The following is a 21,142-nucleotide window of genomic DNA, read 5'->3' as shown; positions in this document are numbered from 1 at the left end:
ATTGAACGATGGGACGTGGCGCTATCGGCCGCGAGATCGCTGGATAGACGGATGAATTCTTGAGGGCTCCTGTCGGATGGATGCAACTTCGACCGGCTTTCGCTCGCGCGTTTCCCTGACCATGGCAGGGCGAATTTGATCACCTCGGTCGACGTGGTTTTGCAGTTTCGTGGTCGCGACCTTCATAACACGCGAGATCGCTTCGGGATTGTCGAACAATGCGGTTCGCACCACTGCCTCGATCACTCGCAACTGACTTTGCGCGGCTCGCTCGTTTCTGTCCCCGGACGCCGCGGCTCGGGATCGAGCCGAGCGCTCGTGAGTCTGTGACTGATCTCGGCCGGCCTCCCGGCTGAATGACGGAACGGCAGCCGGCGCGATACTGTTGCGGCTCTTGTCTCGCTGTAGCCGATCCAATTCTTGTAGGTCGCGTTCGTTCGGCCGATATCCTCGTACTTCCAATCCTTGGCGACTGGCCTCGAGCCATGCTGCCCGGCGGAAGGCTTCGCTGCCAGTAAGATGAACATTCGACCACCCGCGATGCCGGGCGATGGCGACGAGATCACGCACGACCTCCTCACTCTCGCTCGAGGTGACAAGACGCCGTCCTTGGTCCCGAAATGCAGGCTCCTTCGCCCGGGCCGTCGTGAAGTAGGCCGGTTCGCCCGACCATTTGCCGGTCGACGAAAAGTAGCGCTTTTGCAGGGGCTCCGGTATGTCGCCGGCAGAAATTGATCGGGGCAGAACCCCCGCCCCCTCCTTGCCTTTGTTAGAGGTGCCGGGCTTCTTGGGAATGTCGTCACGCGTGTCTTTCCCAGAACGCGGTACGGACTGACCTTCACCAATCGAAATGGCATTGGCGCGCTTCCTGGCGCCCCGCGAATTCTCGGACTTCTCAGCGGACATGGGCTGTCCTTTCCTGGATAATAGATGTGGATGGCTGCCCGGCCGGTGGCAAAAGTGCCCGCTCGACCATCGCCGACACGAAGGCGATCGCGGCGGCCTCGTCGCCCGGGGGCGGTAGTTCGGCCAGGTCGCCCAGAACCAGCATGTCATCCGTGATCTCGGCCGCACCTGCCAGCTCGGCGTCGGTCATTTCCCGCATCACAATTTCCTCCTGTATGGTCCCGCCCGAGCTTGTCGCCGGTTGCTGTGGGGCGCCGCTCAGACCGGGTGTACCAGCGCCCTGCCGCGCTGAAGCCGGCGTAGGTGGGGAAAGCATTGCCGCGATTGGACGGGCGGACGGCACAGGCGGAGCAACCACCCGTCGCGTGAAGCGTGGCATCCGGTAATAGGCGATCTTGCGCCCTCGAATTGGGGGGATGCCGGCGCGAAGGAGCAGGAGCTCGTTCTTCGGCAGCTGCATGAGCTCTTGCGGCAGCAGGAGCGCGCGGCGCTGATCAGATTCCGAGATGCTCCGGTTCGCCAGTAGCCCGTGGATGGTACGGCTGCGGGATTTCACGTTCATCGTGAAAAAGCCGAGCCGTTCGGAAAGTTCGTTCGCGACCTTCAGCTCCTTAGGCGTGAAGACAACCTCGAGGCCGCAATTGGCGATGATCTCGTCGGTGACATCGGGACCGTAGATTGCGCGAAGCTGGGATCGGCTCTGAATGACCGGAACCAGGCGCAGGCCATAGCCGGCGACGTAGGAGAAGCCGCTCGCAATCACCGAGGCTTTGCCGAGCCTGGCGAACTCGTCGAGCAGGACCAGGACCGGGACATTGCTAGCGCCCTCAGGAAGGTCGCGGGTGTTGAGATCCACGAGTTGCTGCAGGAACAGACTGTAGATCGGCGCGATGCGGTCGATATTGTCGGGCGACACGCCAAGGTAAATCGACATGCGCCGACGCCGCACCTCGCGCAGGTCGAAGTCGCTCTCCGAGGTGGCGGTATCCACCATGGGGTTGAGCCAGAGATTGAGCCGTGCGGTGATGGTCTGCTTGATCCCGGAAAAGGTGTTGTCCGAGGCCGAGGTGAAATCTTGGATCGCGGACACGCAGGCTTGGCTGAGGCGCTGGCCCACCCTGCGGGCTTCCTGAAGCGCTGCGGGAAGGTCGCTCTTGGGATCGCCAGTCGTGAGGCGGCGGTATATCTCGCCGATGGTGAAGGGCAGGGCCGGGTTGGATGCGACCAGGGCGCCGACGCCGACAAAGGCCGCTCGCGCAGCCTCCGCCCAGAACGGATCGGATCGCTCCGGCGCGGGGAAAAGCATGCCCGCGATCTTCTGCAGCTCGTTGACGACCTCGATGTCATCAGTCCGCCCGATGTGCGCCAAGGGGTTGTACCGCGCCGTCCGCCCCTCCGCATCGAGCGGATCGAACAGGTGCACGGCCTGGCCGGCACGCGCACGATACCCCGCGCTTGCGCCCCAGTTCTCCCGTTTCACGTCGAGCACGACCACCGAATCTGGCCAGGTCAGCAGATTGGGAATGACGACGCCGACGCCCTTCCCCGCGCGTGTGGGCGCCTCGAGCAGAACATGTTCGCTCCCGCCGAATATCAGAAAACGTCCAGCCTTGCGGCCGACAACGATGCCGGCAGCCGCGCGAAGGCCCTCCCGCCGGATCTCGCCTTCGCGCGCAAACCGGGCGGTGCCGTGCAATGCCGGCCCGCGGCGCAGAATCCCGATTGCGAGGAGCCCGACCAGAAGAGCGCCCGCCAGCGCCCCGCGCTTTAGCCAAAGAATAAGCAGCGGGTCCGCCCGATAATACCACAACCACGCGGGCAAGGCCGTGATGTCGGTGTTGGGGCCGATCTGGCCCATCCCAAAGAGGGCAACCAGCATGGCGATCGCGCAGCACGATATGGTGCCACCGGCAACGGCCAGGCCGATGATCCAGAAGTTACGCTGCACCGGCATCGCCCACCTTCGGGTGGAAATAGACCTCTTCGACCTCGAAGCGGCCGCCATGGCGCCGGGTCTGGACGACCACATCGATGAGCATGCGCAAAAGTCCGCGGATATCATCGCGCGCGAGATCTCGGCCGCCCTCGGATTCCTTGACCAGTAGCGTCAGCTGCTCGAAGGCGCCCGCGGCAGAGCCGGCATGGACGGTGGTGATCGAACCAGGGTGTCCCGAGTTGACGTTCCGCAAATAGAAGAAGGCGGTGCCGTCGCGCAGCTCCTGCAGCAGGATGCGATCCGGGCGCATGCGCAGCGCGCTTTCGAGCAGCTGCTTGGGACCGACCTTTGCAAGGCCCTGCCCTTCGCTCGAATAGACCAGGTGAACGACATTGCGATGGGGCACGATGAGTTCGCGCGTGTCCTCGATCGTAAGCAATCGCTCGTCGGGCGGGATGAGCTGGATGAGCGCTTTCGCCAAGGTCGTCTTGCCGGACCCGGTTGCACCGCTGACCAGGATATTCTTGCGCGCGGCGACCGCGATCTTGAAGAAGGCCGGCCAGTCCCCCGCGTCGCGAAGCGCCACCAACGCAGTGTCGGTTTCGGTAAGGCCCCGGGCGCTCGCGCGCGTCGTGTCAAAGAGGCCAGCGCGTGCGAGCTGGTCGATCGGCAGGGTTACGGTCGAGGGCTTGCGTATCGTAAAGGACGGGCAGCCGCTCGGCGTCACCGACGGGATCACGATCTGGCAGCGCTCGCCGCCTGGAAGGACGGTCGAACAGATCGGCGTCTGCCCATCGATGTCCTGGTGCGTGAAGCTTGCCGCGGCGACGGCGAGCGTTCCAAGCCACTCGCTGTCCAGTTCAGGCAACTCATGCCATCGCCACCCCTGCCGGTCCTCGATCCCCGCCTCGCCCGGGCGGTTGATGACGAGCTCGGTTACATCATCCGGCTCCAGCAACGGAAGAAGCGGTTCGAGATAATGGCGGAGGACGGCGGTATCGCGCATGGTTTACCGCCGCAGCTCCAGATTGTAGACATCGGCGAAGTTGAAGTCCTTGGCGACGAAGATACCGACCTCCTCGCCCTGGTTCTTTTTCAGCACCGGCCGGATGTTGATGTTGTTCTGGAGCGCGATCGCGGCCCCTTCGCTCGGCGCACGCGTGACATTGTTGAAATTGCCGTTGCCGCTCGATGCGGCCTGCCCGGCAATATAGGCGGCGTCATCGACGAGCGAGAGTAGGAGCGCGCCGCCGAACCGTGCCCAGAAGAAGCTGTCGACCGCTCCGGCGAGTCCGGCGCGGCCGAGCGCGTCTGACCCAGGCGAGGCAAGGTCGATGCGGACGCCTTGTGGCGTCACCGCCCGGGTCCAAAGCACAAAGAGGCGGTTCTGCCCCTGTTGGATGCCCCCGCGATACTCGCCGAGCACGCGCGTACCCTTTTCCATGAGCACGACCCGGCCATTCTCGGAGTACACGTCCCGTGGAATCAGGCAGGACGTGTATCCAGGCTGCGCGGAATTGATGGCCGTCTGAAGGGTGCAGGGAATCAATGTCCCCGCAGTGATCAGAAAATTGCGATTGGGGAGCATCGAGGCTCGCGCCTCTCCGATTGCGGAGCTTTGTCGCAGCAAATCCAGCGCATTGGGCGCCCCGCCCTCCGTACTCCCTGGCGTTCCTGAATTTTCGGTCGGTTGCGCGCCCGAAGCCGCCGCCGGGCCTTGCGAGGTCTCCCCACCGAGATCGCGCCCGCCATAGGCGATGAGTGTCGATCGTCGCGCCTGGTCGGCCAGGTTCGGCCGGGCGCCCACCCCTCCTGTCGGTCCTGGCGCCGCACCGGGCTGCATGGCAGGGACGATCTGACCGTCGGGGCCAGAAACCCCCGCTGCGGGATTGAGCACCGGTGCGTTGGGGTCGCTCCCGCCTGCGCCCAGCGGTCTCGGCTGCGGCGCGACCGCCGCGTAATCGACGGTTTCCCGCGCCACGATATCGCGCCGCTCTTGGGCCGCCCCGCCCGGGGCAGTGAGGTCACGATTGGAGGCCTGTTGGCTCGTCCCGGAATTAACCCACAGGATGCCGAGTACCATCGCCGTGCCGGCAAAGATGAGGGCGGTATTACGCTTGGAAGGCGTCATCCCCCCGATCGGCTCGATACCGCGCTCGTGCAGGATCTCGTCTCTTTCCGGCGTGAGATCGGCGCTCGGCAGAGGGCGCGAAACAGAGGATGGATCTTCGACCATGGCTCATTCCTGCGGATGTGTGATGGTGCGCTCGACATGGGGCGACCCGGTGTTCGTCCCATGATCCACCCCATAGGGTTCTGGCGCCTGATTATAGATGCACAGCACCTTGCCGCCTCGCCGAAGGCGAAGCTGACGCGCCACCAGATGGACGACGACGAATTCGTCGCGGACGTCGAAGGGGACTAGCGTCTCAGACCCGTCCGGTCGCACCAGATATATAGCCGGCACCTCGCGGTTCGCGGGGAAACGCAACACCGTGAACTGCCCGTTATCGGAGACCTCCGACGGCTGAAGCTCGCTGGAGCCCTGCACCTTGTAGTTCATGTTGCGAGGCCCTTCGACGACCCCATGATCGAGGGCGCCGCGAACGGCCCGGCCCTCCAGCACCGCTGCCTGCATGGCAATCTGTGCAGCCCTGAGACGCGCGGCGCGGTCGGCGTCGTCCCTGGGATACCGGAACCTTACCTGAAAATAGGCTTGGCCGTTGCGGCCCGTGATCGGACCGCTGCGAGCGGTCAGCTCGAACGCATAGCTGCGCAATTCGCCTCCGCGCGACGTGGTGACGATGAGATTGGTCGGTCCGGCGCGCTCACGCGGCTTGAGGAACAGGATGTGCCCGGCGACTGCGACCTCCCAAGATACGGTGTCGCCCAGCGCGACGTGCTGGATCGTCTCATCGTCGCTCAGGACAATCTGTGTTGCGGTCCGGAACGTGCCGACGATCCGATAGACCTCGGTCTCTTCATATTCGACGAACTTGACGCGCGGGTCGGACGGACCACCTCGCGGAACTTCGACCGCGTGCGCCGCCGTTACAGGCACCAGCGCGCAAATGATGGCGGCGGAGAGCACCCTCATCGGATCACCTCCGGATCGGCACGATAGTTTTCGACCTGGAATCCCAGCGGGTTCCGGTAGCGATCGCCTTCCGCCATGGGCGCGTTGGCGTAGGCGAACGTGATCGTGGCGATCCAATCGCTGTTCTGAGCGTCGGTCTCGGTCTGGACTGTCCGTGTGAACCGCACATTGGCGACGCGATCGTTGATGAAGGCGATGTTGCGCACGCGCGCTTGCACGACCGCATTCTTGCCCCAGACATTTTGGGGACTTGCACCATTGTTGCTGCTGTAGAAGCGCGCCCAGCGCTGCTGTTCGGTCGGCTGCGAGAGGATCGTCACAAACCGAAAATTTTCTTCGGCCGCTGCCGGGATCCAGCTTTCGCGGGTTCTCACATACTGGGCGAGGAAGTATTTGGTGACCGCCTCATCGTAGCGCATCGGCCGCTGGGTGAGCGCGGTCTGGACATCTACCGCGCCGGTGGTCTGGTTGACGCGAATAACATAGGGCACGACAGTCTTGAGAGGCGTCAGAGCCGCAACTGCGAAGATCGATGCTGCGGCCAGGAGTGAGGCGATGGCCGCGATGCTCCAAGCGATGCGGGTCGAGCGCAGCGCGTTCCGGATCCTGTCCTGATCCCAGCTTCGTGCGTCCCGGAAATAGCGCTGCAGCCCCAACGCCGGCACCGCTTCCGAGCGATCATCAGCAGCTCGCATAGTGCGGTCCCCTTGGTGCGAGCGAGACCTTGTCGTCCGAGGGAGACGGCGACGGCACGGCGGGCGGCGGGGGTGGATCGCCATCTCGTGGATGGGACAGGGGCGGTATAGGCGGTGCAACTCTCGGTTCCGTGGTGGCAGGCACTGGCGAGCCAGGCAGGACGCTTCCGTAGATGTTCACGTCTCGCAGGTGACGGCCATTGCAAACCGCGAGCTTCTTGGGTCCGGAAGCACAGCCCGCGGCGCCGAGCACAACTAGGCCACCAACTAGGTAAGCGACGCTGCGGCGGAAGCTCGAGGCGGAAATTCGCGGAAAAAGGAAAGTCATGATGATGCCTCACTACGCCGCTTCGATGGTGCCGCCGCGACGAGCGGCGCGCTCCAAGTTGCGACTGTTGCGCATGACGCGACGCTGTCGGAAGGGAGATGCCATTGTGCCCCAGGCCGTTCCGGCGAAGGCACCCACGCCGGCAGCGGCTCCCCCCGCTATTCCCGTCGCGATGGCGGGCGCCTGGAAGAAAAAGATAGTTCCTAGAAAGAGGTAAACTGCGAACAGAACTGCACCGATCGTCACATCGGCCTTTGATTCAGCAGCAGCGATTGCGATGGTGCCCAGATCCGAGATGAGCGTCGTGATCGCGATGATAACGCCCATAAGGACGATGTAGTTGAACGCCTGTCCCAACCAACCATGGAAGAAGCGACGCGTCGGCTCAAACAATGAGAGGGCTATGAAGATCGGACCCAACGCAATGATGATTGCGAGGGCAATTTTTGCGAAAATGGTAATTGCGAAGCCTATCGCAGCTGACAAGCCAGCTAACGCATAGATGCCAACGGCTAGCGCGATTAGCACCAAGCGCATCGGGTTTATCTCGATGTATGTCGCTGCCTTAGCGCGAATTATGAGAACTATACTATCCGCTTGATTGAAATAGTCGTCGAACGCAGCGCCCACGCTTGTGATCGTTCTACCGGAAAGCGCTTGAGAAAGAGCATCCGGCATCCCATGGAAGAGCGGTGTCGTGATCCAATCGGAATAGGCGACCGTCGTCGCAGCAACATACAGCAGACAGAGCTTCACCATCCGATAGAAAAGCTCGCCCCAAGGTTCGCTGATGATACCCCGCATCACCATGTAGCCGAACAGGGCAATGTAGATGACCAGTCCGACCGCAAGTGGGCCGCGAACAACCTCAACGACATTTTGGAGACGCTCGTTCAGGAACAGGTCGAGCTGATTGTCGACCTGCAGATAGAAATCATTGAAGAGAGTAGAAGCCATCGAGAATTCGCCAGACGTCAAAGAGACCGTTTGAGGTCATCAAGATCTTTTACATCTTGCGCATTTGTGCACTCTCGGGAGCTCAGATGGGTGCCGTTCGCGCAGTTCCGGAGGGTTTCGTTCCTCAGGTTAGTATCACGGCGATACTCATCCTTCCCGGTCGGCTGTTTGCAGCCCACTAATGCGGACGCCAAAATAGCGCTCGCGACAATCGTGCGGAGCATCACTCGCCACCCAAACTTGTCGTCAGGTCGGCCAGGTCCTGTTCGTCGTCACGTTGAATCTGAAGCCGACGTTGCGACTCTTGCCGCATCCGCAGCGCCTGCAATTGCAGAGCATCGTTCTGGATATGGGCATTTTCGACCCCTACCCTCGCCTGGATATCCATGACCTGCTTGGCGTCCGAAGCCGTATCCAGCGAGGTTCTCAGTTCTTCGAGCCCGGCGGTGCGCTGAGCCGACACGCCATAGGCCGCCTCCGCGATCGCGGCATCGCGCGCTGCGAGGTCGCCGTTCCGCAAGAGGTTGTCGCGGGAAGCGCGCTCATACGCCGACGCACCTGGCCGCAATTCCGGCAAAGCGATACGGTTGGCGTCCCGGATACGGGTCGCGGAGCTCCCGAGCGAGCCCAGGCTGGCATTGTCCGACGACATCAGCCGGCTGATGTCACGGGCCTCCCGCGGCAGTAGATGGCGCATGGCGTCCGTGGAAAGCGACGAGGCAATACCGTTGACGTCAGTGACCTGGTTGAAGCTGCCATAGAGCTGCTTCGCCTCGGCGATCTGCTCCTTCCCCTGATCGATCATCGACAGGGTGTTCTTCACCGTGGCCAGCGCCTGCAGATAGCCGGAGCTGTCGTAGACGGGGATACCTTGCGCGACTGCAGGCCCCGCCATTCCAAGGGCGATGGCGCCAAGTGCTGCGTATATACCCTTACCCATAGCTCATCCTTTCCTGATCGATGCAGACCGACGCTGCTGGTGAAAAAGAGGCAACCATTTCGCCGGGTCGTCGCCGACATCAGCGCGAATGGCATCGAGGAGCGTCACGGTTTCCGTGGTGCCCGAGAGCACCGCGAGCTCGTCGGAGAGGCCGCCCAGGTCCAGTTCCACCACGATCGAGTCATGACCCTGCTTGATGAGGAAGCGGCGAGATTCCGGGTTCAGGTCGTGACGGACGAGCTTGAATTCCGCCTGGGTCAGGCCCAGCCCGTCGATATAATCCGTTTCACGCCCATAGGGGTTGGGCAGCAGGATCTTGGTCGCGACCTGCTCCATGATACTGTGCGAGATATCCGAGCGCAGCGCATCGGCCGGGCTCTGCGTGCCGAAAACCAGGAAGGCGTTCTGCTTGCGGTAGGTCTTCAGGCCATCCTGGGCAAAGGCGCGGAAAGCGTCATCACCCAGCGCCTTCCAGAACTCATCGATGTCGATCACCAGTCGTCGGCCATCCAGAAGGCCGTCGATGCGATGGAACATGTACATCATGATCGGCGTGCGAACTTCCGGATTGTCGAGGAAGTCGGTCATGTCGAAGCCGAGGAACGGCGCATCGAGCGACAAAGCATCGATCTCGTTGTCGAACACCCAACCCAGCGATCCGCCTCGCGACCATTTCTCAAGCCGAGCGCCGATGCCTTCCGGATCGCGCTGGCCGAGCAGCTGGCGCAGGGCCAGAATGGATCGGTTCTCCGGTGCGAGCCGCCCGAGCGACGCCAAGCCTTCGTCGATCATGCGCTCCTGGGTGACGCCCAGCGTGCCGCCGGGCGGCGTCACCAGCTGCCGGATCAGACGACCGAGAAAGACGAGGTTGCGCGGCCCATATTCGAGCGCCCGCAGCGGCGCGAAGCCGGTTGGCTCCCCGTTCTTCAGCGTCAGATAGATCCCGCCAGCAGACCGCACGTAGATCTCGGCGCCGCGATCCTTGTCGATGAAGATCTGCTGCGCGCCCGTCTTCTCGAGCTGCGCCATCAGGAAGTTCTGAACGACCGTTTTGCCCGCGCCCGAGGGACCGATGATGAGCGTGTGGCCGAGATCCCCGACATGGAAGTTGAAATAGTAGGGCGATTGCGCGGCCGTTTTCATCAGCGCGATCGCCGGACCCCAATGATTTCCGCTCGGCCGGCCTGCGGGGTAGGTATGAAAAGGTGCCAATGCGGCGAAATTCCGCGATGTGATTGCCGCCGGCCGCGCCCGCCACGCGAAGTTACCGGGAAGCTGAGCCCAGAAGGCTGCTTCGAGCGCCGGCCCTTCCCTCGCTGATACCAAACCAGCGTCCGCGAGCGCCGCCCGCGCGGCCGACAGATTATCGGCGAGTCGCCTCTGGCTTTCGGCAAACACCCCAAGCGAGAAATGATGTTCGCCAAGGACGAACCGATTGCTTTGAAGATCGTCGGCGGCGTCTTCGAGGTCGAGCGCCTGGCTTGCTGCCGCGTCCTCGGTCGAAGCCATCTGGTTCTGTCGCCGGCGCAGCCTTTCGGCTGCGCGCGCCTTCCCCATGAAGGTGAAGGACTGCGAGACGACGAACGCGAAATCCTGGCCGAGCAGAGCGTTCATCTGACCGGGACGGGTGAGCGCGGGATATTCCCGGATGCCGAAAATGCCCAACCAGCGGCTCGCATCATGGGCGCGGATCTCGACCGTCTCGCGTCCGAAGATCACCCGCTCGCCGTAGAGGGCTGATCCAAGATGGCCTCGGACCAGCGGGACCTTGGCCTTTGCGCCCATCATGACTTGCTCGAGCACTTCGAGCGGCCTGGAGAATAGGAGGCCATTCTGCTCATAAAGAGCGAGCCGCGCGGGGCTGCACCGCCGAAGCAGCTTTTCGATATCGCGCGCCTTCTCCTCGAAGCGGGCCAACTCGTCGGGGTCGACTTCCTCATCGGCCGCCCTGGCCTTGGCGATGCGCTTGAGGAGAAGCCCGGTCCGATCGGCCGAGCCGACCGCCGGCCGCATGATCAGCGTCAGATAATGCTCGTTGACGAACATGCGCTTGGCAGTCACCCGCGCGCGATATTTTTCGTCCAGATCGGCCGCGAAGTCCGAGCGGAATTGGCCTTCGGGATAGTCATCGACCGGGCGGCGAACGATGTGCGTCCAGAGCGCGAGCCGATCGTCGGCAATGTTGCGCCAGGTGCCGTTGAGCTTCTCGTGCCAGTCATTGAGGTGGATCGGATCCGCGGTCTCGAACGCAAGCCCTTCAAGGCGGAACATCATCATGAGGTCGCCGCTATCGAGCGCGATCACCTCCGATGTCACGTGGCGCACGTAGGGCAGATAGCGACCCGGCTCGGCCTCTTGCCGCAATATGCGCCACGGCGTCTTGCGCGGCGGAAGCTGGGCAGCCGCGCTAGCCACGCGCAAAGCCCTTGCGTTTCAGCCCGGCAACCGGGAGCGGCGAATAGGAACTGCCGCCCCACCAGGCGCGGTTCCGGCTGCGCGCCTTGGTCATGGTCCACAGCCACAGCAGCCGGAAGGCATTGGCATCGTGCCGCACGATGAGCCGCGCCACGGCAAGACAGGCGCCTCCGATGGCGCCGGCATAGAGCGGGTTGCCGCTGACGATCAAAGTGAGACAGGCGGCAAGCGCGATCGGCAACGAGGCTTCGAGCGGCACGCCGAGCCACATCGTCGGCCGCGTGACCGCCAGGAACAGCGTCTCCTCGCGCAGCCGCTCGTCCAGGGCGGCGCTCTCCTTCACGCACCACCTGTGATGGTGTCGACGATCCACTGCGCACTGAAGACGATGAAGATGCCAACGATGACCGTCACCAGAAGGCCGAGGCTGGCGCGCCCGGTGAAAAACATGAACCCAACGATCACGACCGCGATCACCGCGATGGTCTTGGCGAAGGTCCCGGTGAGCCAGGTCTTGATGTTCTCCGCCATGGACGTGATGCCGTCGGCACCTTGCGCGTGTGCAGGATCGCTCAGCAGAATCGAGACAAGCAGCGCCAATGCCATCACGCCGATGACGCGCAGCAGAAGTCGCGCCCATTGGGGCCGTCCGCCCGGGTGGGCGGTGATTGCTGTCATGGATGCTGTCCTTTCTGAGATGCGGCCCCGTCGCCGAACACCATGAGCGAGGCCTGGCTCGCCCTCGCCGCTGTATTCCACCCAGCTGCGGCCGGTGGCGAAACAGGGGTGTCGGGTGGCGGAGCGAAGGTGGGCAGAGATTGAGGAATCGCTGGTGCGGCAGCCACCGGCGCCGTGCCACGGATCAGCGGAATGACGGCCGACGCGCTGGCATAGACCCTGGCGACATAGCCATTGCGAAAGCCGCGCTGCCGGTCGCCGGTATTGTACATCGACAGGGCGGTCGCGATCGCATGATCCCGGCTCGGGGCAAGGCGCGCGACCGCCTGGTAGTTGGTCGCGAGGACACGCGCGGCGGCGGCCAGATTGGAGCAGGGCTCGAACGCATTTTCTACCGAAAGCCCCAGCCAGCCGAGATTGGCGCTGTTGATCTGCCCCAGGCCGAGATCGATGTTGTAGCCTCGACCAATCAGGCTACGCGCCGCAGCGATTGCCTGCGCCTTGGTCGCGGGCTTTGGCGCGCGCACGCCGGGACTATTGACCCCGATGGCGAGACTGTTGAACCGGCTCTCCGTGTGGACGATCGAAATGAGCGTCTCAGGCGCCACCGTCGGCGCGCAAGCTCCTGCAAGCGAAAGAAGGGTGGCGAGATCGAGGATCATTGGCCGCCGCCGTCCAGGCGCTCGATGCCGGCCAGCGAGAAGGTCTGGCTGCGGCCGTCGTTGAACGTGATGACCACCCGCCGGCGAACTGTGGAATCGCGATCGTAGACCTTCGTGCGGGCGACGCCGCCGCCGCTACAGCCGGGAAAGGCGCCGCCGGTGGCCAAGCGTTGCCAAAGCTTGGTCATCGGCGACACGCATTGTGCGTATTGGGTCGCGCCACCGGGATTGGAGAGACAGAGGAGAACCTGGCAGCCCAGGTCATTCGCCGCTGCCGGTGCGCTTGGAAGGGCTGTGGCGAGGGCGAGCATCGCCATGCCGAATATCGCACGTTGCATCGGGTCTTCCCCCGCGAGAGACAGCTCCCGCGTCGGGAAATGCCGTCAGCTATCCGTTGGATTTCACCTCTCTTTTGTTCCGACCGCGCTCGATTTCGGCAATCCCCCCAGCCGGGGGGAGTTGATCGGTTTGCTGTCGCAGGAATTCGGACAGAGCGCCTTCCTGGTCGGGTCGGAGAGCATCGATTGCGGCGAGATGGTCCGGCGGATCGTCGCCGAGCAGGATGGACGGGCACTGCCCGTCATAGTTGCCGAGATTGGGGCGGTGCTGCTGGTAGCCGACCAGCGCGGCAAGCTCGGGGGCAAATGCGCTGGCCACCTCAGGCGGATAGGTCAGCCACTGGTTTTCATAGGGCTTCAGCCAGCCGAGGCAGTAGCTGACGATTATGCCTCGGCGCACGGCGTTTGAATGATTCGAGCCGGCACCATGAAGGGTCGATCCCAGAAATATGATCGCCGATCCAGGATTGGCTTCGATAGCGACCGGCTCCGCGCCGTCGTCACCCTGCCCGCCATTGTGGCTCCCCGGCCAGACCAGCGTGGCCCCATTTTCGGCCGTGAACGGCGAAATCGGCCACATCACGTTGACGAGATATTCGAGCTCCCCGGTCGGACCGCGCCACATGTCCTGGTCCCGGTGCGGAAATTGCGCTGGCGCGCCCGGATGCAGCTCGAGCGCTTGCGTGAGGTTGAGCTGGACGGTGTCGCACCAGGGCTCGAGGATAGCGTGGACGAGGCGCATGACGGCAGGGTTTTGGACAAGGCTTTCCACCACCGGGGCGCGCTTCAACAGGCCACCGAAGCGTTTTGTCCGTGGGCCGTAGAATCCACCCTGGCAGAAAGGCGTGGCGGCAAAACGCGGATGGAGGGATCGATCGATCTCTTCGATGCGCGATCGAGACTCGACATCCCGCAGGATGCAGAAGCCGTGCTGTCGCAGCTTTTCGTCGGCTTTGGTCGCGGCCAAGATGCCGCGCCTTGCGATCGTGGCCATGATCGCTCTCCTCACGCTGCTGCTGGAAGATCGGCAAGGCCGACAGGGCGGAAAATGCCGCTCTCGCGCAACTGCTCGCGCGTTCGGCCGTCCACATCGATTTGCAAGGCGACGAGGCTTCGCCCTTGCTCGGACGTGGGAAGACCCAATGGTCGGCAAGTCCAGCCGAAACTCAGGATCTGCTGGAACCACGGCCACTCAGCGACGCCGGTGAAGCTGTGGATCTGGTTGGCGAGGGCATATTCGACAAGCGCGGTGACCAGCTGATTGCGCACCTCGAGACGCTCCCAGGCGCGCAATTTTCGCGCAAGGCAAAAGCGGGTGATTTCCAGGATCGCACCACCGCGTGGCGGCGCTTCCTCGCAAAGATCCGGGAAGATCGTGCCGAGAATATGCTCGTGCGTCGTCGGCAGAAGCCGTGCGGATGCACGGTGTTCCCCGTCGTCCCCGGTGACAACGATGTAGACGGCGCGATCATTGTCGAACTGATCGATTTCGTAGCGACCGGCGATGACCGGAACGTCCCAGCGAAGAAGATCGACGAAGACCCGCTTGCGCTCCTCGAACATGGAGCGAAACAGGCAGTGTTCCATGGCTTGCGAAAAGCCGGTCCCGATGTGCATGACAGCCTCCTTTTGGTGAGGCCTGTCAGTCGATCAGAGGCGGCTTTCTTGCGTTATCCCCAGTTCTGGGGAGATCATCGGCCGAACACATCGGCGAAGCTGATTTGCCCGTCGAACAAGGCGCGAATGGCAAGGAGGGTGCGCTTGGTGACGCCATAGCGGTCGCGCGCATCCTTCACATGCTGGATCACCGTTTCCTGGCCGATGCCGAGGATCTGGCTGATCTCCCAATCGGTCTTGCCCCGCGCGACCAGCGCCACGCATTCGGCCTGCCTTTCGGTCAGGCTCGGGCATTCGGATTGTGGCGCGTGGATCCGGGAAATCTTGCGTGCCGCTTCGAACGCGAAGCTGCCGACGAGCTGCACGAACGGCAATTGCCGATGGTCGAGCATCTCGCCCGCCGCCATCGCGAAGGAACAGGATCCATTGAGCTCGCCGGGTATGTGGGCCGGAACGGTGAAGCCGTCGCCCAGCCCGGCCTCGTATGCTTCTGCCAGGATCGAGCGATCGGCGGCCGTCAGAGAGATGATCGACTGAACCGCCGACCAGGCAAAGCCCACATTGGTGCGATGGCTGGCGCGGTGGATCGGGTCGCTCGCATAGAGACGTCTCGCCTGGAAGCGCTCCACCCAGTCTTGCGGATAGTCGACGATGTGGACCGAGCGAACCGCAGGCTTCAGGTCGACATGATGGACCAGGGCATAGTGCCGAAAGCCCATGGCCTTCGTGATTTCGGCCATCAGGTCCGACAAGGCTGCGGCGTCCTTGATCGCGCCAGCGACAGCGCAAAAATCCTGAATTTGCCCAAGCCCGATCATCACATGGCCGGCGAGATCAGAGCAGCGCTTCCATGTTGAGATGACCATCGCGAACCGCGCGCAGCACCAGCTGCGTGCGTCGTCGCACGCCATAACGCCTGCGGGCCGATTCAACATATTCGTGCACGGTGTCGCGGCTGAGACCGAGGATTTGGCCGATCTCCCAGTCGCTTTTGCCTTGCGCGACGAGTGCGATGCATTCGACCTGTCGTGGGCTGAGCGGGACGCAGGTCAATGTCTTCGCGGCCTCGCCTAGCAGCTCGCGGGCACGATCATAAGCGACCGAGCCGAGCAGACGCGCGGTCAGTATCTCCTCTGCGCTGAGCGGCTCGTCGCGCGATCGGGCGGCGGTAAAGATCGCCTCGGGCTCGCCCGGGGTCCGGATCGGCAAGCTGTAGCCGGACGCAAGGTCATGGTCCCTGGCGCGTTCGAGGATGCTTCGCTGCCGCGGCGTGAGCTCCAGCACATCGCCAATCCGGTCCCAGGCGAGCCCTGACGGGGTGCGTGCGCAGGCCGCATGGATGGGATCTTCGAGATAATGGCGCTCTTCGAGCACTTCCTCGAGCCAGGCCGAGGGATAGGTCGTGAGGAATAGAGCCTGCTCGCCTCCGCGCCGAAGATCGACGTTATGAAGCAGCGTGAACCAGCGGAAGCCGAATTCCCGCGCGGCCGCGTCGATCGTTCCATGCAGTTCGCCGAGATTTTCAGCACGCGCACATTCGGTCGCGAAGCGCGTGAGATCATCGAGGCGGCCGCAGTCTTTTATCCTGTTCGCCATAGACGGTCGAAGCTCGTCCGCGAGATGACTCCTCGTCCAGACCTAAGCGGCGAGCGCCATGATTATCAGGATGAGTTGAGAATGATTCGCAACAATCTGCGATTAGATGGATCGCCTATGACACTTTACCCGCCGGCAAAGTGTCATAGCTGACAACCCGTCTGCGGCCGCCGATTTGGGATTCACATTGATCCTGCTTTGTGCTTGATTCCATCATGTTATGTTTCATGCAGGCAAGCCTCTTGAACCCTCCATTGGCTGTGATGTCGCGGCCGTGCTCGAGACGCTGGCGACCGTATCGAGCCGGCCCCGTTATGCCTTCATGCTGCTCAAGCTGATCGCCCAGGTGGCGGGGCCAGATGGCAGCGCCGGTCCCTGGGTCAGGCGGAACGATGGGCTCGTTTCCCTGCGCGATTGGCTATGCGACGCATTGACGCCGATGGCCCAGCGTGGTCCGCGCAGCATCACGCTGGCCGAGCGGGTCGAGAGCGACCTCGCCAGAAACGGACTGCTCCCCGGCGATGCGGAGAAAAGGCGCGGCGTGATCGCGGAGGAGATGCGCGCGCGTGTCCGTACAGCCGGGAAGAGCAATCTCAGCCGCGCCGTCTCCGAACTTGTGAACGCCGGTCTGCTGCGCCGGCATTACCAAGGCTACCGCGTCGACCATCGAAACCGCGGCGCGCAACGCCACGCTGTCTATACGCTTGTCGGCGAAGCTCTGCGTCTAGTGCCGGGAATCAGCTCCAAGCCGAATCTGCCCGTGCAAGGCGAGCTTGCCCTGACCGGGTGAGGGTCTTGGTGCTTGGCCACTCCTAGACGGCTTGTAGCCTGTCGATGATCGGGCATTCGGGCCGGCTATCACCCCGACATCGTGACGCTAGGTCGAGGAGCGAAGCACGCATCGCCTCAAGCGCGCGGGCCTTTCGTCCAAGTTCTTCGGCGCGGGCTAGAGCCAACGCCTTCACATCGGCGCTGGCCCTGCTCCTGTCCGACCACAAGGACAAAAGTTCCTCGATCTCGTTGATCGGGAAACCCAGGTCACGCGCATGAGAGATGAAGGAGAGCCGATGCACGTCGTCCGGCGCGTAGTCGCGATACCCGCTGTCGCGACGGGAAGGCGGCGGAATCAGGCCAATCTTTTCATAGTGACGGATCATGCGCTGAGAGACGCCGCTCGCCTCCGAGGCTTGGCCGATGTTCATAGTTTCACCCTATTGAGGCGAAGCGCATTGCCGACCACGCTGACCGATGACAAGGCCATGGCGGCGGCTGCGATGATCGGCGAGAGCAAAATTCCGAAGACGGGATAGAGCACGCCCGCTGCGACCGGCACGCCAGCCGCGTTGTAGATGAAGGCGAAAAACAGATTTTGGCGAATGTTGGACATAGTCGCTTCGCTCAGCCTTCGCGCCCGCACGATGCCGGTGAGATCACCCTTCAAGAGCGTCACGCCAGCGCTCTCGATCGCAACGTCGGTCCCTGAACCCATGGCGATGCCGACATCGGCGGCGGCGAGCGCCGGGGCGTCATTGACGCCGTCGCCTGCCATCGCGACTATCTGACCTTTCCGCTTCAGCTTTTCGATCACCGCGCTCTTCTGGTCGGGCAGCACTTCAGCCTCGACCGCGTCGATGCCGAGCTTGCGCGCGACGGCTTCGGCGGTCGTGCGGTTGTCGCCAGTCAGCATGACCACCTTGATCCCGGCCGCACGCAGCCCTGCAAGCGCTTCGGGTGTCGTCGCCTTGATCGGATCAGCGATTGCGAGCACGCCCGCGACGCGATCGTCGAAGCCCACGAAAATGGCGGTGGCACCGTCGCGGCGTAGCTCGTCGGCCGCCGCTTCCATCGCGGCCAGATCAATGCCGCTTTCGCGCATGATACGCGCGTTGCCGAGCGTCACGCGCCGGTTGTCGACCGTTCCAATCGCGCCTCTGCCGGTCGGTGCGTCGAAATCCAAGACCGCTGGAATGCTGATCCCTCGCCCCGTCGCCGCCGCTACCACCGCCAGCGCCAGCGGATGCTCCGAGGCGCGCTCGACCGCCGCCGCCAGGCGCAACACTTCTCCCTCCTCGACGCCTTCCGCGGTAACGATCTGGGTGACTGACGGCTTTCCTTCCGTCAGCGTTCCGGTCTTGTCGACGATCAGCGTCTCGACCTTTTCAAAGCGTTCCAGCGCCTCGGCGTTCTTGATCAGCACACCAAGTCCGGCGCCCCGCCCAACGCCGACCATGATCGACATCGGCGTCGCAAGTCCGAGCGCACACGGGCAGGCGATGATGAGCACCGCGACTGCGGCGATCAGCCCATGGGCGAGCCGCGGCTCGGGTCCCCAGACGCCCCACGCGACAAAAGCCAGCACCGCGACGCCAAGCACCGCCGGTACGAACCACCCTGCGACCTGGTCGGCTAGCCGCTGGATCGGCGCACGCGAGCGCTGCGCTTCGGCGACCATCTGGACGATCCGCGCGAGCATGGTGTCGCGGCCGATCCGTTCGGCGCGGATCACGAGAGCGCCGCTCTGGTTGAGCGTACCGCCAATAACGGCGGCGTCCACTTCCTTGGCGACGGGCATGGATTCACCCGTCACCATGGACTCGTCGATGGCCGAACGACCATCCACGATCACGCCGTCGACCGGGACCTTCTCGCCCGGCCGCACGCGCAGCCGGTCCCCGACGGCAATCAGGTCAAGGGAAACTTCTTCCTCATGCCCGTCCGCTGCGAGCCGCCGAGCGGTCTTGGGCGCGAGATTGAGCAGCGCCTTGATCGCGCCGGAGGTGCGCTCGCGCGCCCTGAGTTCGAGGACCTGGCCGAGCAGCACCAGCACCGTGATGACCGCGGCGGCCTCAAAGTAGACCGCGACCGTGCCGCCCTCGCGGAAGGCGGCCGGGAAAATGCCGGGCGCGAGCGTCGCCACCAGGCTGTAGGCCCAGGCGACGCCCGTTCCCATCGCGATCAAGGTGAACATGTTGAGATGGCGCGTCTTGAGCGACATCCAGCCGCGCTCGAAGAAGGGCCAACCGCCCCACAGCACGACGGGCGTCGCCAAAAGGAGCTGAATCCACGTGGAGGCGCGTCCGGAGACGACGTGATGGAGGGCCGGAAAGAGATGGCCGCCCATCTCGAGCACAAGCACCGGGATCGTAAGCGCCAAGCCGATCCAGAAGCGGCGCGTCATATCGACCAGTTCGGCACTCGGCCCGGTCTCGGCGGTGGCGATCTCCGGCTCGAGCGCCATGCCGCAGATCGGACAGGCGCCCGGATGATCCTGCCGGATCTCCGGATGCATCGGGCAGGTCCAGATCGTTCCCGGGGCGGCCTCGACTGGCGCGGGCGGTTCGGCAGCGAGATAGTGCGCCGGATCCGCCTCGAATTTTGCGAGGCAACCGGCACTACAGAAATGATAATCGTGGTGTTGGTGGACAGCGTGGTGCGGCGTCTTTGCCGGATCGACGGTCATCCCGCAGACCGGATCCTTGACCTCTGTCTTCATGCCTTCGCCGTGCGCGTGACGCGCATGGCCTCCACAACAACCATGACCTCCATGCGCCGCGTTCTTCAAATCGGTCATAAACCGTCTCCTTTCCGACGCATGCCGATATAGGGTCTGACATTATGTCAGGGTCAAGACCCGTTTCTACGATCCTCCTGAAGCTGGCGGCGGCAGCGTTCCTAGCCAGGCAACCAGTCCGAGGATCAGGATGCCGGCGCAGGTTTCGATCCACAGACTGCGTTTCAAGCGCACCACGGCCGCTGCGGTGCCATCTCTACCAATCGCCTTGCCAAGCGCCGGTGTTAGCCGAAACCGATTGCCCGCCGCCAGCCCCAGCATGATGGCAAACAAGGTGAGCTTGATGAGGAGGAGGCGGCCGTAGTCGCTCTCTGCAAGCCTCAACACATTTCGTGGGCCGACCAGAAGATAGCTGTTCACCAGCCCGGTCGCTACGATCAAGCCCACAATGATCGCTCCGACTGTCGCAAAGCTGGCGAGCGCGCGATGCGCCGCGTTGAGGATTTCGGGTGTTTGAGGCCGCCGCGATACGATAAGGACGAAGGCGCCTAAGGCGCCGATCCAGGCCGCAGCAGCCAGCAGATGAATAATGTCGCTGGCCAAATGGACCATTCCTACTGGTCCCTCGGTGGCAGCACCGTGGCCTGACCAGGCGAGGCTCGCGACAGCTATGGCGGCAAGAAAGGTCAGGAGCACGAGCCCAGCCATCCGGCGCAACACAGGGGTCAAGGCAGCAATGCCTAAGATGGTCAGGACCGCTAGGCGCGCGAGCAGCGCCCATCCAACACTTGTCTCCGTGAGCAGCATCAGCGCGCTGACACGATCGACACCCTCGATACCCGTCCCAAGCATGGCAGCAGCGGACTGCAGGAAACCATAAGCGCTCAGCAGCACGCCCAGCACCGTCAGCGCCATCGTCCACCCGCGGAGGCGCAGCAACCTCTCACGCTCTTCGCCAGCCAGGGCGTAGAGCGTGAAGAGGAGCAATCCGAACAGCAGCCCAAGATCCGCATAGAGCGCCCAACGGATCGCAATGAGCGGCCAGTCCGCCATTTAACGGACCGTGAAGATCAGGCTACCCGCGATGCGGTGGGTGTCGACCGAGACGACGTGCCAATCCAGCTTGTAAGTGCCGGCGGCGAGCGGACGCGGCAAAGCTGCGATCAGCGTCTTGCCATCTTCCCCAACGGTGGTCTTCACACCGCCAATCTTCATCGGGGCATGATTGGCCATTCCGGGCATGCCAGTCATCGCAAGGTCGATGCCGGACAATTGCGGCATCAAACGCTCGCTGAACGTCAAGGTGAGCCGGTTTGTCGCGGCCACGGTCGCGGTCGCGGCAGGCGATGAGCTCACGAGCTTGGGATGCGCCAGTGCCGGAGCCGACACACCGAGTGAAAGGGCCGCGAGCGCGGCGGCGAGTAGGGTCTTGGTCTTCATCGAACATCTCCTTCGCGTTCGATGAG

The 21,142-nt window shown here is 63.4% G+C and carries 23 protein-coding genes; 1 reads left to right on the top strand and 22 read right to left on the bottom strand.

All coding sequences use genetic code 11. The annotated features are described in order from the left end of the window. Positions 1-21 precede the first annotated feature (21 nt). From RQH62_RS19090 to RQH62_RS19010, 18 genes are all read right to left on the bottom strand, one after another. Positions 22-906, bottom strand: coding sequence for an LPD7 domain-containing protein (locus tag RQH62_RS19090; RefSeq protein ID WP_293784215.1), 885 nt, complete (start codon positions 904-906; stop codon positions 22-24). Then, positions 896-2,860, bottom strand: coding sequence for a type IV secretory system conjugative DNA transfer family protein (locus RQH62_RS19085; RefSeq protein WP_311270254.1), 1,965 nt, complete (start codon positions 2,858-2,860; stop codon positions 896-898). The genes RQH62_RS19090 and RQH62_RS19085 overlap by 11 nt, the downstream gene beginning before the upstream one ends. Next, entirely contained in the window at positions 2,844-3,848 is a 1,005-nt protein-coding gene (gene virB11 / locus RQH62_RS19080) for a P-type DNA transfer ATPase VirB11 (RefSeq protein WP_293784221.1), read from the bottom strand. Before virB11 ends, RQH62_RS19085 begins: the two co-directional genes overlap by 17 nt. A gap of 3 nt (positions 3,849-3,851) precedes the next feature. After that, positions 3,852-5,078 carry a type IV secretion system protein VirB10 gene (virB10, locus tag RQH62_RS19075; protein ID WP_311270253.1) on the bottom strand — a complete coding sequence of 409 codons (1,227 nt, stop codon included), beginning with the start codon at positions 5,076-5,078 and terminating at the stop codon, positions 3,852-3,854. 3 nt (positions 5,079-5,081) lie between these two features. Further along, positions 5,082-5,939 (bottom strand): P-type conjugative transfer protein VirB9, encoded by an 858-nt coding sequence (virB9, locus tag RQH62_RS19070; protein WP_311270252.1) that lies wholly within the window; start codon positions 5,937-5,939, stop codon positions 5,082-5,084. After that, the gene (locus RQH62_RS19065; protein ID WP_311270251.1) at positions 5,936-6,634 is read right to left on the bottom strand and encodes a virB8 family protein; all 699 of its coding nucleotides are present in this window, start codon (positions 6,632-6,634) and stop codon (positions 5,936-5,938) included. Before RQH62_RS19065 ends, virB9 begins: the two co-directional genes overlap by 4 nt. Before the next feature lie 340 nt (positions 6,635-6,974). Further along, on the bottom strand, positions 6,975-7,919 hold the full coding sequence (locus RQH62_RS19060) for a type IV secretion system protein (RefSeq protein ID WP_130030144.1): 945 nt from the start codon (positions 7,917-7,919) through the stop codon (positions 6,975-6,977). 17 nt (positions 7,920-7,936) lie between these two features. Next, complete coding sequence (locus RQH62_RS24960; protein ID WP_150104476.1) at positions 7,937-8,143, bottom strand: EexN family lipoprotein; 207 nt, start codon at positions 8,141-8,143, stop codon at positions 7,937-7,939. Further along, positions 8,143-8,859 (bottom strand): type IV secretion system protein, encoded by a 717-nt coding sequence (locus RQH62_RS19055; RefSeq protein WP_311270250.1) that lies wholly within the window; start codon positions 8,857-8,859, stop codon positions 8,143-8,145. Before RQH62_RS19055 ends, RQH62_RS24960 begins: the two co-directional genes overlap by 1 nt. Positions 8,860-8,862: 3 nt before the next feature. After that, on the bottom strand, positions 8,863-11,274 hold the full coding sequence (locus RQH62_RS19050; RefSeq protein WP_405053569.1) for a VirB4 family type IV secretion/conjugal transfer ATPase: 2,412 nt from the start codon (positions 11,272-11,274) through the stop codon (positions 8,863-8,865). Next, on the bottom strand, positions 11,267-11,617 hold the full coding sequence (locus RQH62_RS19045) for a type IV secretion system protein VirB3 (protein ID WP_007683398.1): 351 nt from the start codon (positions 11,615-11,617) through the stop codon (positions 11,267-11,269). Before RQH62_RS19045 ends, RQH62_RS19050 begins: the two co-directional genes overlap by 8 nt. Next, entirely contained in the window at positions 11,614-11,952 is a 339-nt protein-coding gene (locus RQH62_RS19040) for a TrbC/VirB2 family protein (RefSeq protein WP_311270248.1), read from the bottom strand. The genes RQH62_RS19045 and RQH62_RS19040 overlap by 4 nt, the downstream gene beginning before the upstream one ends. After that, positions 11,949-12,614: a lytic transglycosylase domain-containing protein gene (locus RQH62_RS19035; RefSeq protein ID WP_013849917.1), complete on the bottom strand. Its 666-nt coding sequence runs from the start codon at positions 12,612-12,614 to the stop codon at positions 11,949-11,951. Before RQH62_RS19035 ends, RQH62_RS19040 begins: the two co-directional genes overlap by 4 nt. Then, positions 12,611-12,952 (bottom strand): hypothetical protein, encoded by a 342-nt coding sequence (locus tag RQH62_RS19030; protein WP_013849918.1) that lies wholly within the window; start codon positions 12,950-12,952, stop codon positions 12,611-12,613. Before RQH62_RS19030 ends, RQH62_RS19035 begins: the two co-directional genes overlap by 4 nt. A gap of 49 nt (positions 12,953-13,001) precedes the next feature. After that, positions 13,002-13,946, bottom strand: coding sequence for a phytanoyl-CoA dioxygenase family protein (locus tag RQH62_RS19025; RefSeq protein WP_311270247.1), 945 nt, complete (start codon positions 13,944-13,946; stop codon positions 13,002-13,004). 11 nt (positions 13,947-13,957) lie between these two features. After that, positions 13,958-14,569 carry an acyl-homoserine-lactone synthase gene (locus tag RQH62_RS19020; RefSeq protein ID WP_311270246.1) on the bottom strand — a complete coding sequence of 204 codons (612 nt, stop codon included), beginning with the start codon at positions 14,567-14,569 and terminating at the stop codon, positions 13,958-13,960. 74 nt (positions 14,570-14,643) lie between these two features. Beyond that, the gene (locus RQH62_RS19015) at positions 14,644-15,387 is read right to left on the bottom strand and encodes a LuxR family transcriptional regulator (RefSeq protein WP_405053570.1); all 744 of its coding nucleotides are present in this window, start codon (positions 15,385-15,387) and stop codon (positions 14,644-14,646) included. Positions 15,388-15,403: 16 nt separating this feature from the next. Further along, the gene (locus RQH62_RS19010; RefSeq protein ID WP_222887095.1) at positions 15,404-16,165 is read right to left on the bottom strand and encodes a LuxR family transcriptional regulator; all 762 of its coding nucleotides are present in this window, start codon (positions 16,163-16,165) and stop codon (positions 15,404-15,406) included. A 220-nt stretch (positions 16,166-16,385) separates the two neighbouring features. Between RQH62_RS19010 and RQH62_RS19005 the strand changes: the two genes are divergently transcribed. Further along, the gene (locus RQH62_RS19005) at positions 16,386-16,955 is read left to right on the top strand and encodes a hypothetical protein (protein ID WP_311270244.1); all 570 of its coding nucleotides are present in this window, start codon (positions 16,386-16,388) and stop codon (positions 16,953-16,955) included. Between the two features lie 22 nt (positions 16,956-16,977). Here the strand turns inward: RQH62_RS19005 and cueR are convergent, their stop codons facing one another. The 4 genes from cueR to copC all read right to left on the bottom strand — a co-directional run bounded on the left by cueR (position 16,978) and on the right by copC (position 21,116). Next, complete coding sequence (cueR, locus tag RQH62_RS19000; RefSeq protein ID WP_311270243.1) at positions 16,978-17,367, bottom strand: Cu(I)-responsive transcriptional regulator; 390 nt, start codon at positions 17,365-17,367, stop codon at positions 16,978-16,980. Continuing rightward, on the bottom strand, positions 17,364-19,736 hold the full coding sequence (locus RQH62_RS18995) for a heavy metal translocating P-type ATPase (protein ID WP_311270242.1): 2,373 nt from the start codon (positions 19,734-19,736) through the stop codon (positions 17,364-17,366). The genes cueR and RQH62_RS18995 overlap by 4 nt, the downstream gene beginning before the upstream one ends. 66 nt (positions 19,737-19,802) lie before the next feature. Further along, positions 19,803-20,729 (bottom strand): copper homeostasis membrane protein CopD, encoded by a 927-nt coding sequence (gene copD / locus RQH62_RS18990; RefSeq protein ID WP_311270241.1) that lies wholly within the window; start codon positions 20,727-20,729, stop codon positions 19,803-19,805. Beyond that, a complete protein-coding gene (gene copC / locus RQH62_RS18985) occupies positions 20,730-21,116 on the bottom strand; it encodes a copper homeostasis periplasmic binding protein CopC (RefSeq protein WP_311270240.1) in 387 nt (128 codons plus the stop codon). Positions 21,117-21,142: the final 26 nt, after the last annotated feature.

It is taken from the genome of Sphingobium sp. WCS2017Hpa-17 (genome assembly GCF_031843765.1).
GTDB lineage: Bacteria > Pseudomonadota > Alphaproteobacteria > Sphingomonadales > Sphingomonadaceae > Sphingobium.
The sequence above is the reverse complement of the archived record's forward strand: the minus strand, read 5'-3'. Positions and strand labels throughout refer to the sequence as shown.

Coding starts and splice junctions, on each gene's coding strand:
- virB10 (WP_311270253.1), bottom strand. CDS start 5,078: ATGGTCGAAGATCCATCCTCTGTTTCGCGCCCTCTGCCGAGCGCCGAT.
- RQH62_RS19015 (WP_405053570.1), bottom strand. CDS start 15,387: ATGATCGGGCTTGGGCAAATTCAGGATTTTTGCGCTGTCGCTGGCGCG.
- cueR (WP_311270243.1), bottom strand. CDS start 17,367: ATGAACATCGGCCAAGCCTCGGAGGCGAGCGGCGTCTCTCAGCGCATG.
- RQH62_RS19020 (WP_311270246.1), bottom strand. CDS start 14,569: ATGCACATCGGGACCGGCTTTTCGCAAGCCATGGAACACTGCCTGTTT.
- copC (WP_311270240.1), bottom strand. CDS start 21,116: ATGAAGACCAAGACCCTACTCGCCGCCGCGCTCGCGGCCCTTTCACTC.
- RQH62_RS19010 (WP_222887095.1), bottom strand. CDS start 16,165: ATGGCGAACAGGATAAAAGACTGCGGCCGCCTCGATGATCTCACGCGC.
- virB9 (WP_311270252.1), bottom strand. CDS start 5,939: ATGAGGGTGCTCTCCGCCGCCATCATTTGCGCGCTGGTGCCTGTAACG.
- RQH62_RS19030 (WP_013849918.1), bottom strand. CDS start 12,952: ATGCAACGTGCGATATTCGGCATGGCGATGCTCGCCCTCGCCACAGCC.
- virB11 (WP_293784221.1), bottom strand. CDS start 3,848: ATGCGCGATACCGCCGTCCTCCGCCATTATCTCGAACCGCTTCTTCCG.
- RQH62_RS19035 (WP_013849917.1), bottom strand. CDS start 12,614: ATGATCCTCGATCTCGCCACCCTTCTTTCGCTTGCAGGAGCTTGCGCG.
- RQH62_RS24960 (WP_150104476.1), bottom strand. CDS start 8,143: ATGCTCCGCACGATTGTCGCGAGCGCTATTTTGGCGTCCGCATTAGTG.
- RQH62_RS19005 (WP_311270244.1), top strand. CDS start 16,386: ATGTTTCATGCAGGCAAGCCTCTTGAACCCTCCATTGGCTGTGATGTC.
- copD (WP_311270241.1), bottom strand. CDS start 20,729: ATGGCGGACTGGCCGCTCATTGCGATCCGTTGGGCGCTCTATGCGGAT.
- RQH62_RS19090 (WP_293784215.1), bottom strand. CDS start 906: ATGTCCGCTGAGAAGTCCGAGAATTCGCGGGGCGCCAGGAAGCGCGCC.
- RQH62_RS19065 (WP_311270251.1), bottom strand. CDS start 6,634: ATGCGAGCTGCTGATGATCGCTCGGAAGCGGTGCCGGCGTTGGGGCTG.
- RQH62_RS18995 (WP_311270242.1), bottom strand. CDS start 19,736: ATGACCGATTTGAAGAACGCGGCGCATGGAGGTCATGGTTGTTGTGGA.
- RQH62_RS19085 (WP_311270254.1), bottom strand. CDS start 2,860: ATGCCGGTGCAGCGTAACTTCTGGATCATCGGCCTGGCCGTTGCCGGT.
- RQH62_RS19060 (WP_130030144.1), bottom strand. CDS start 7,919: ATGGCTTCTACTCTCTTCAATGATTTCTATCTGCAGGTCGACAATCAG.
- RQH62_RS19040 (WP_311270248.1), bottom strand. CDS start 11,952: ATGACAGCAATCACCGCCCACCCGGGCGGACGGCCCCAATGGGCGCGA.
- RQH62_RS19055 (WP_311270250.1), bottom strand. CDS start 8,859: ATGGGTAAGGGTATATACGCAGCACTTGGCGCCATCGCCCTTGGAATG.
- RQH62_RS19025 (WP_311270247.1), bottom strand. CDS start 13,946: ATGGCCACGATCGCAAGGCGCGGCATCTTGGCCGCGACCAAAGCCGAC.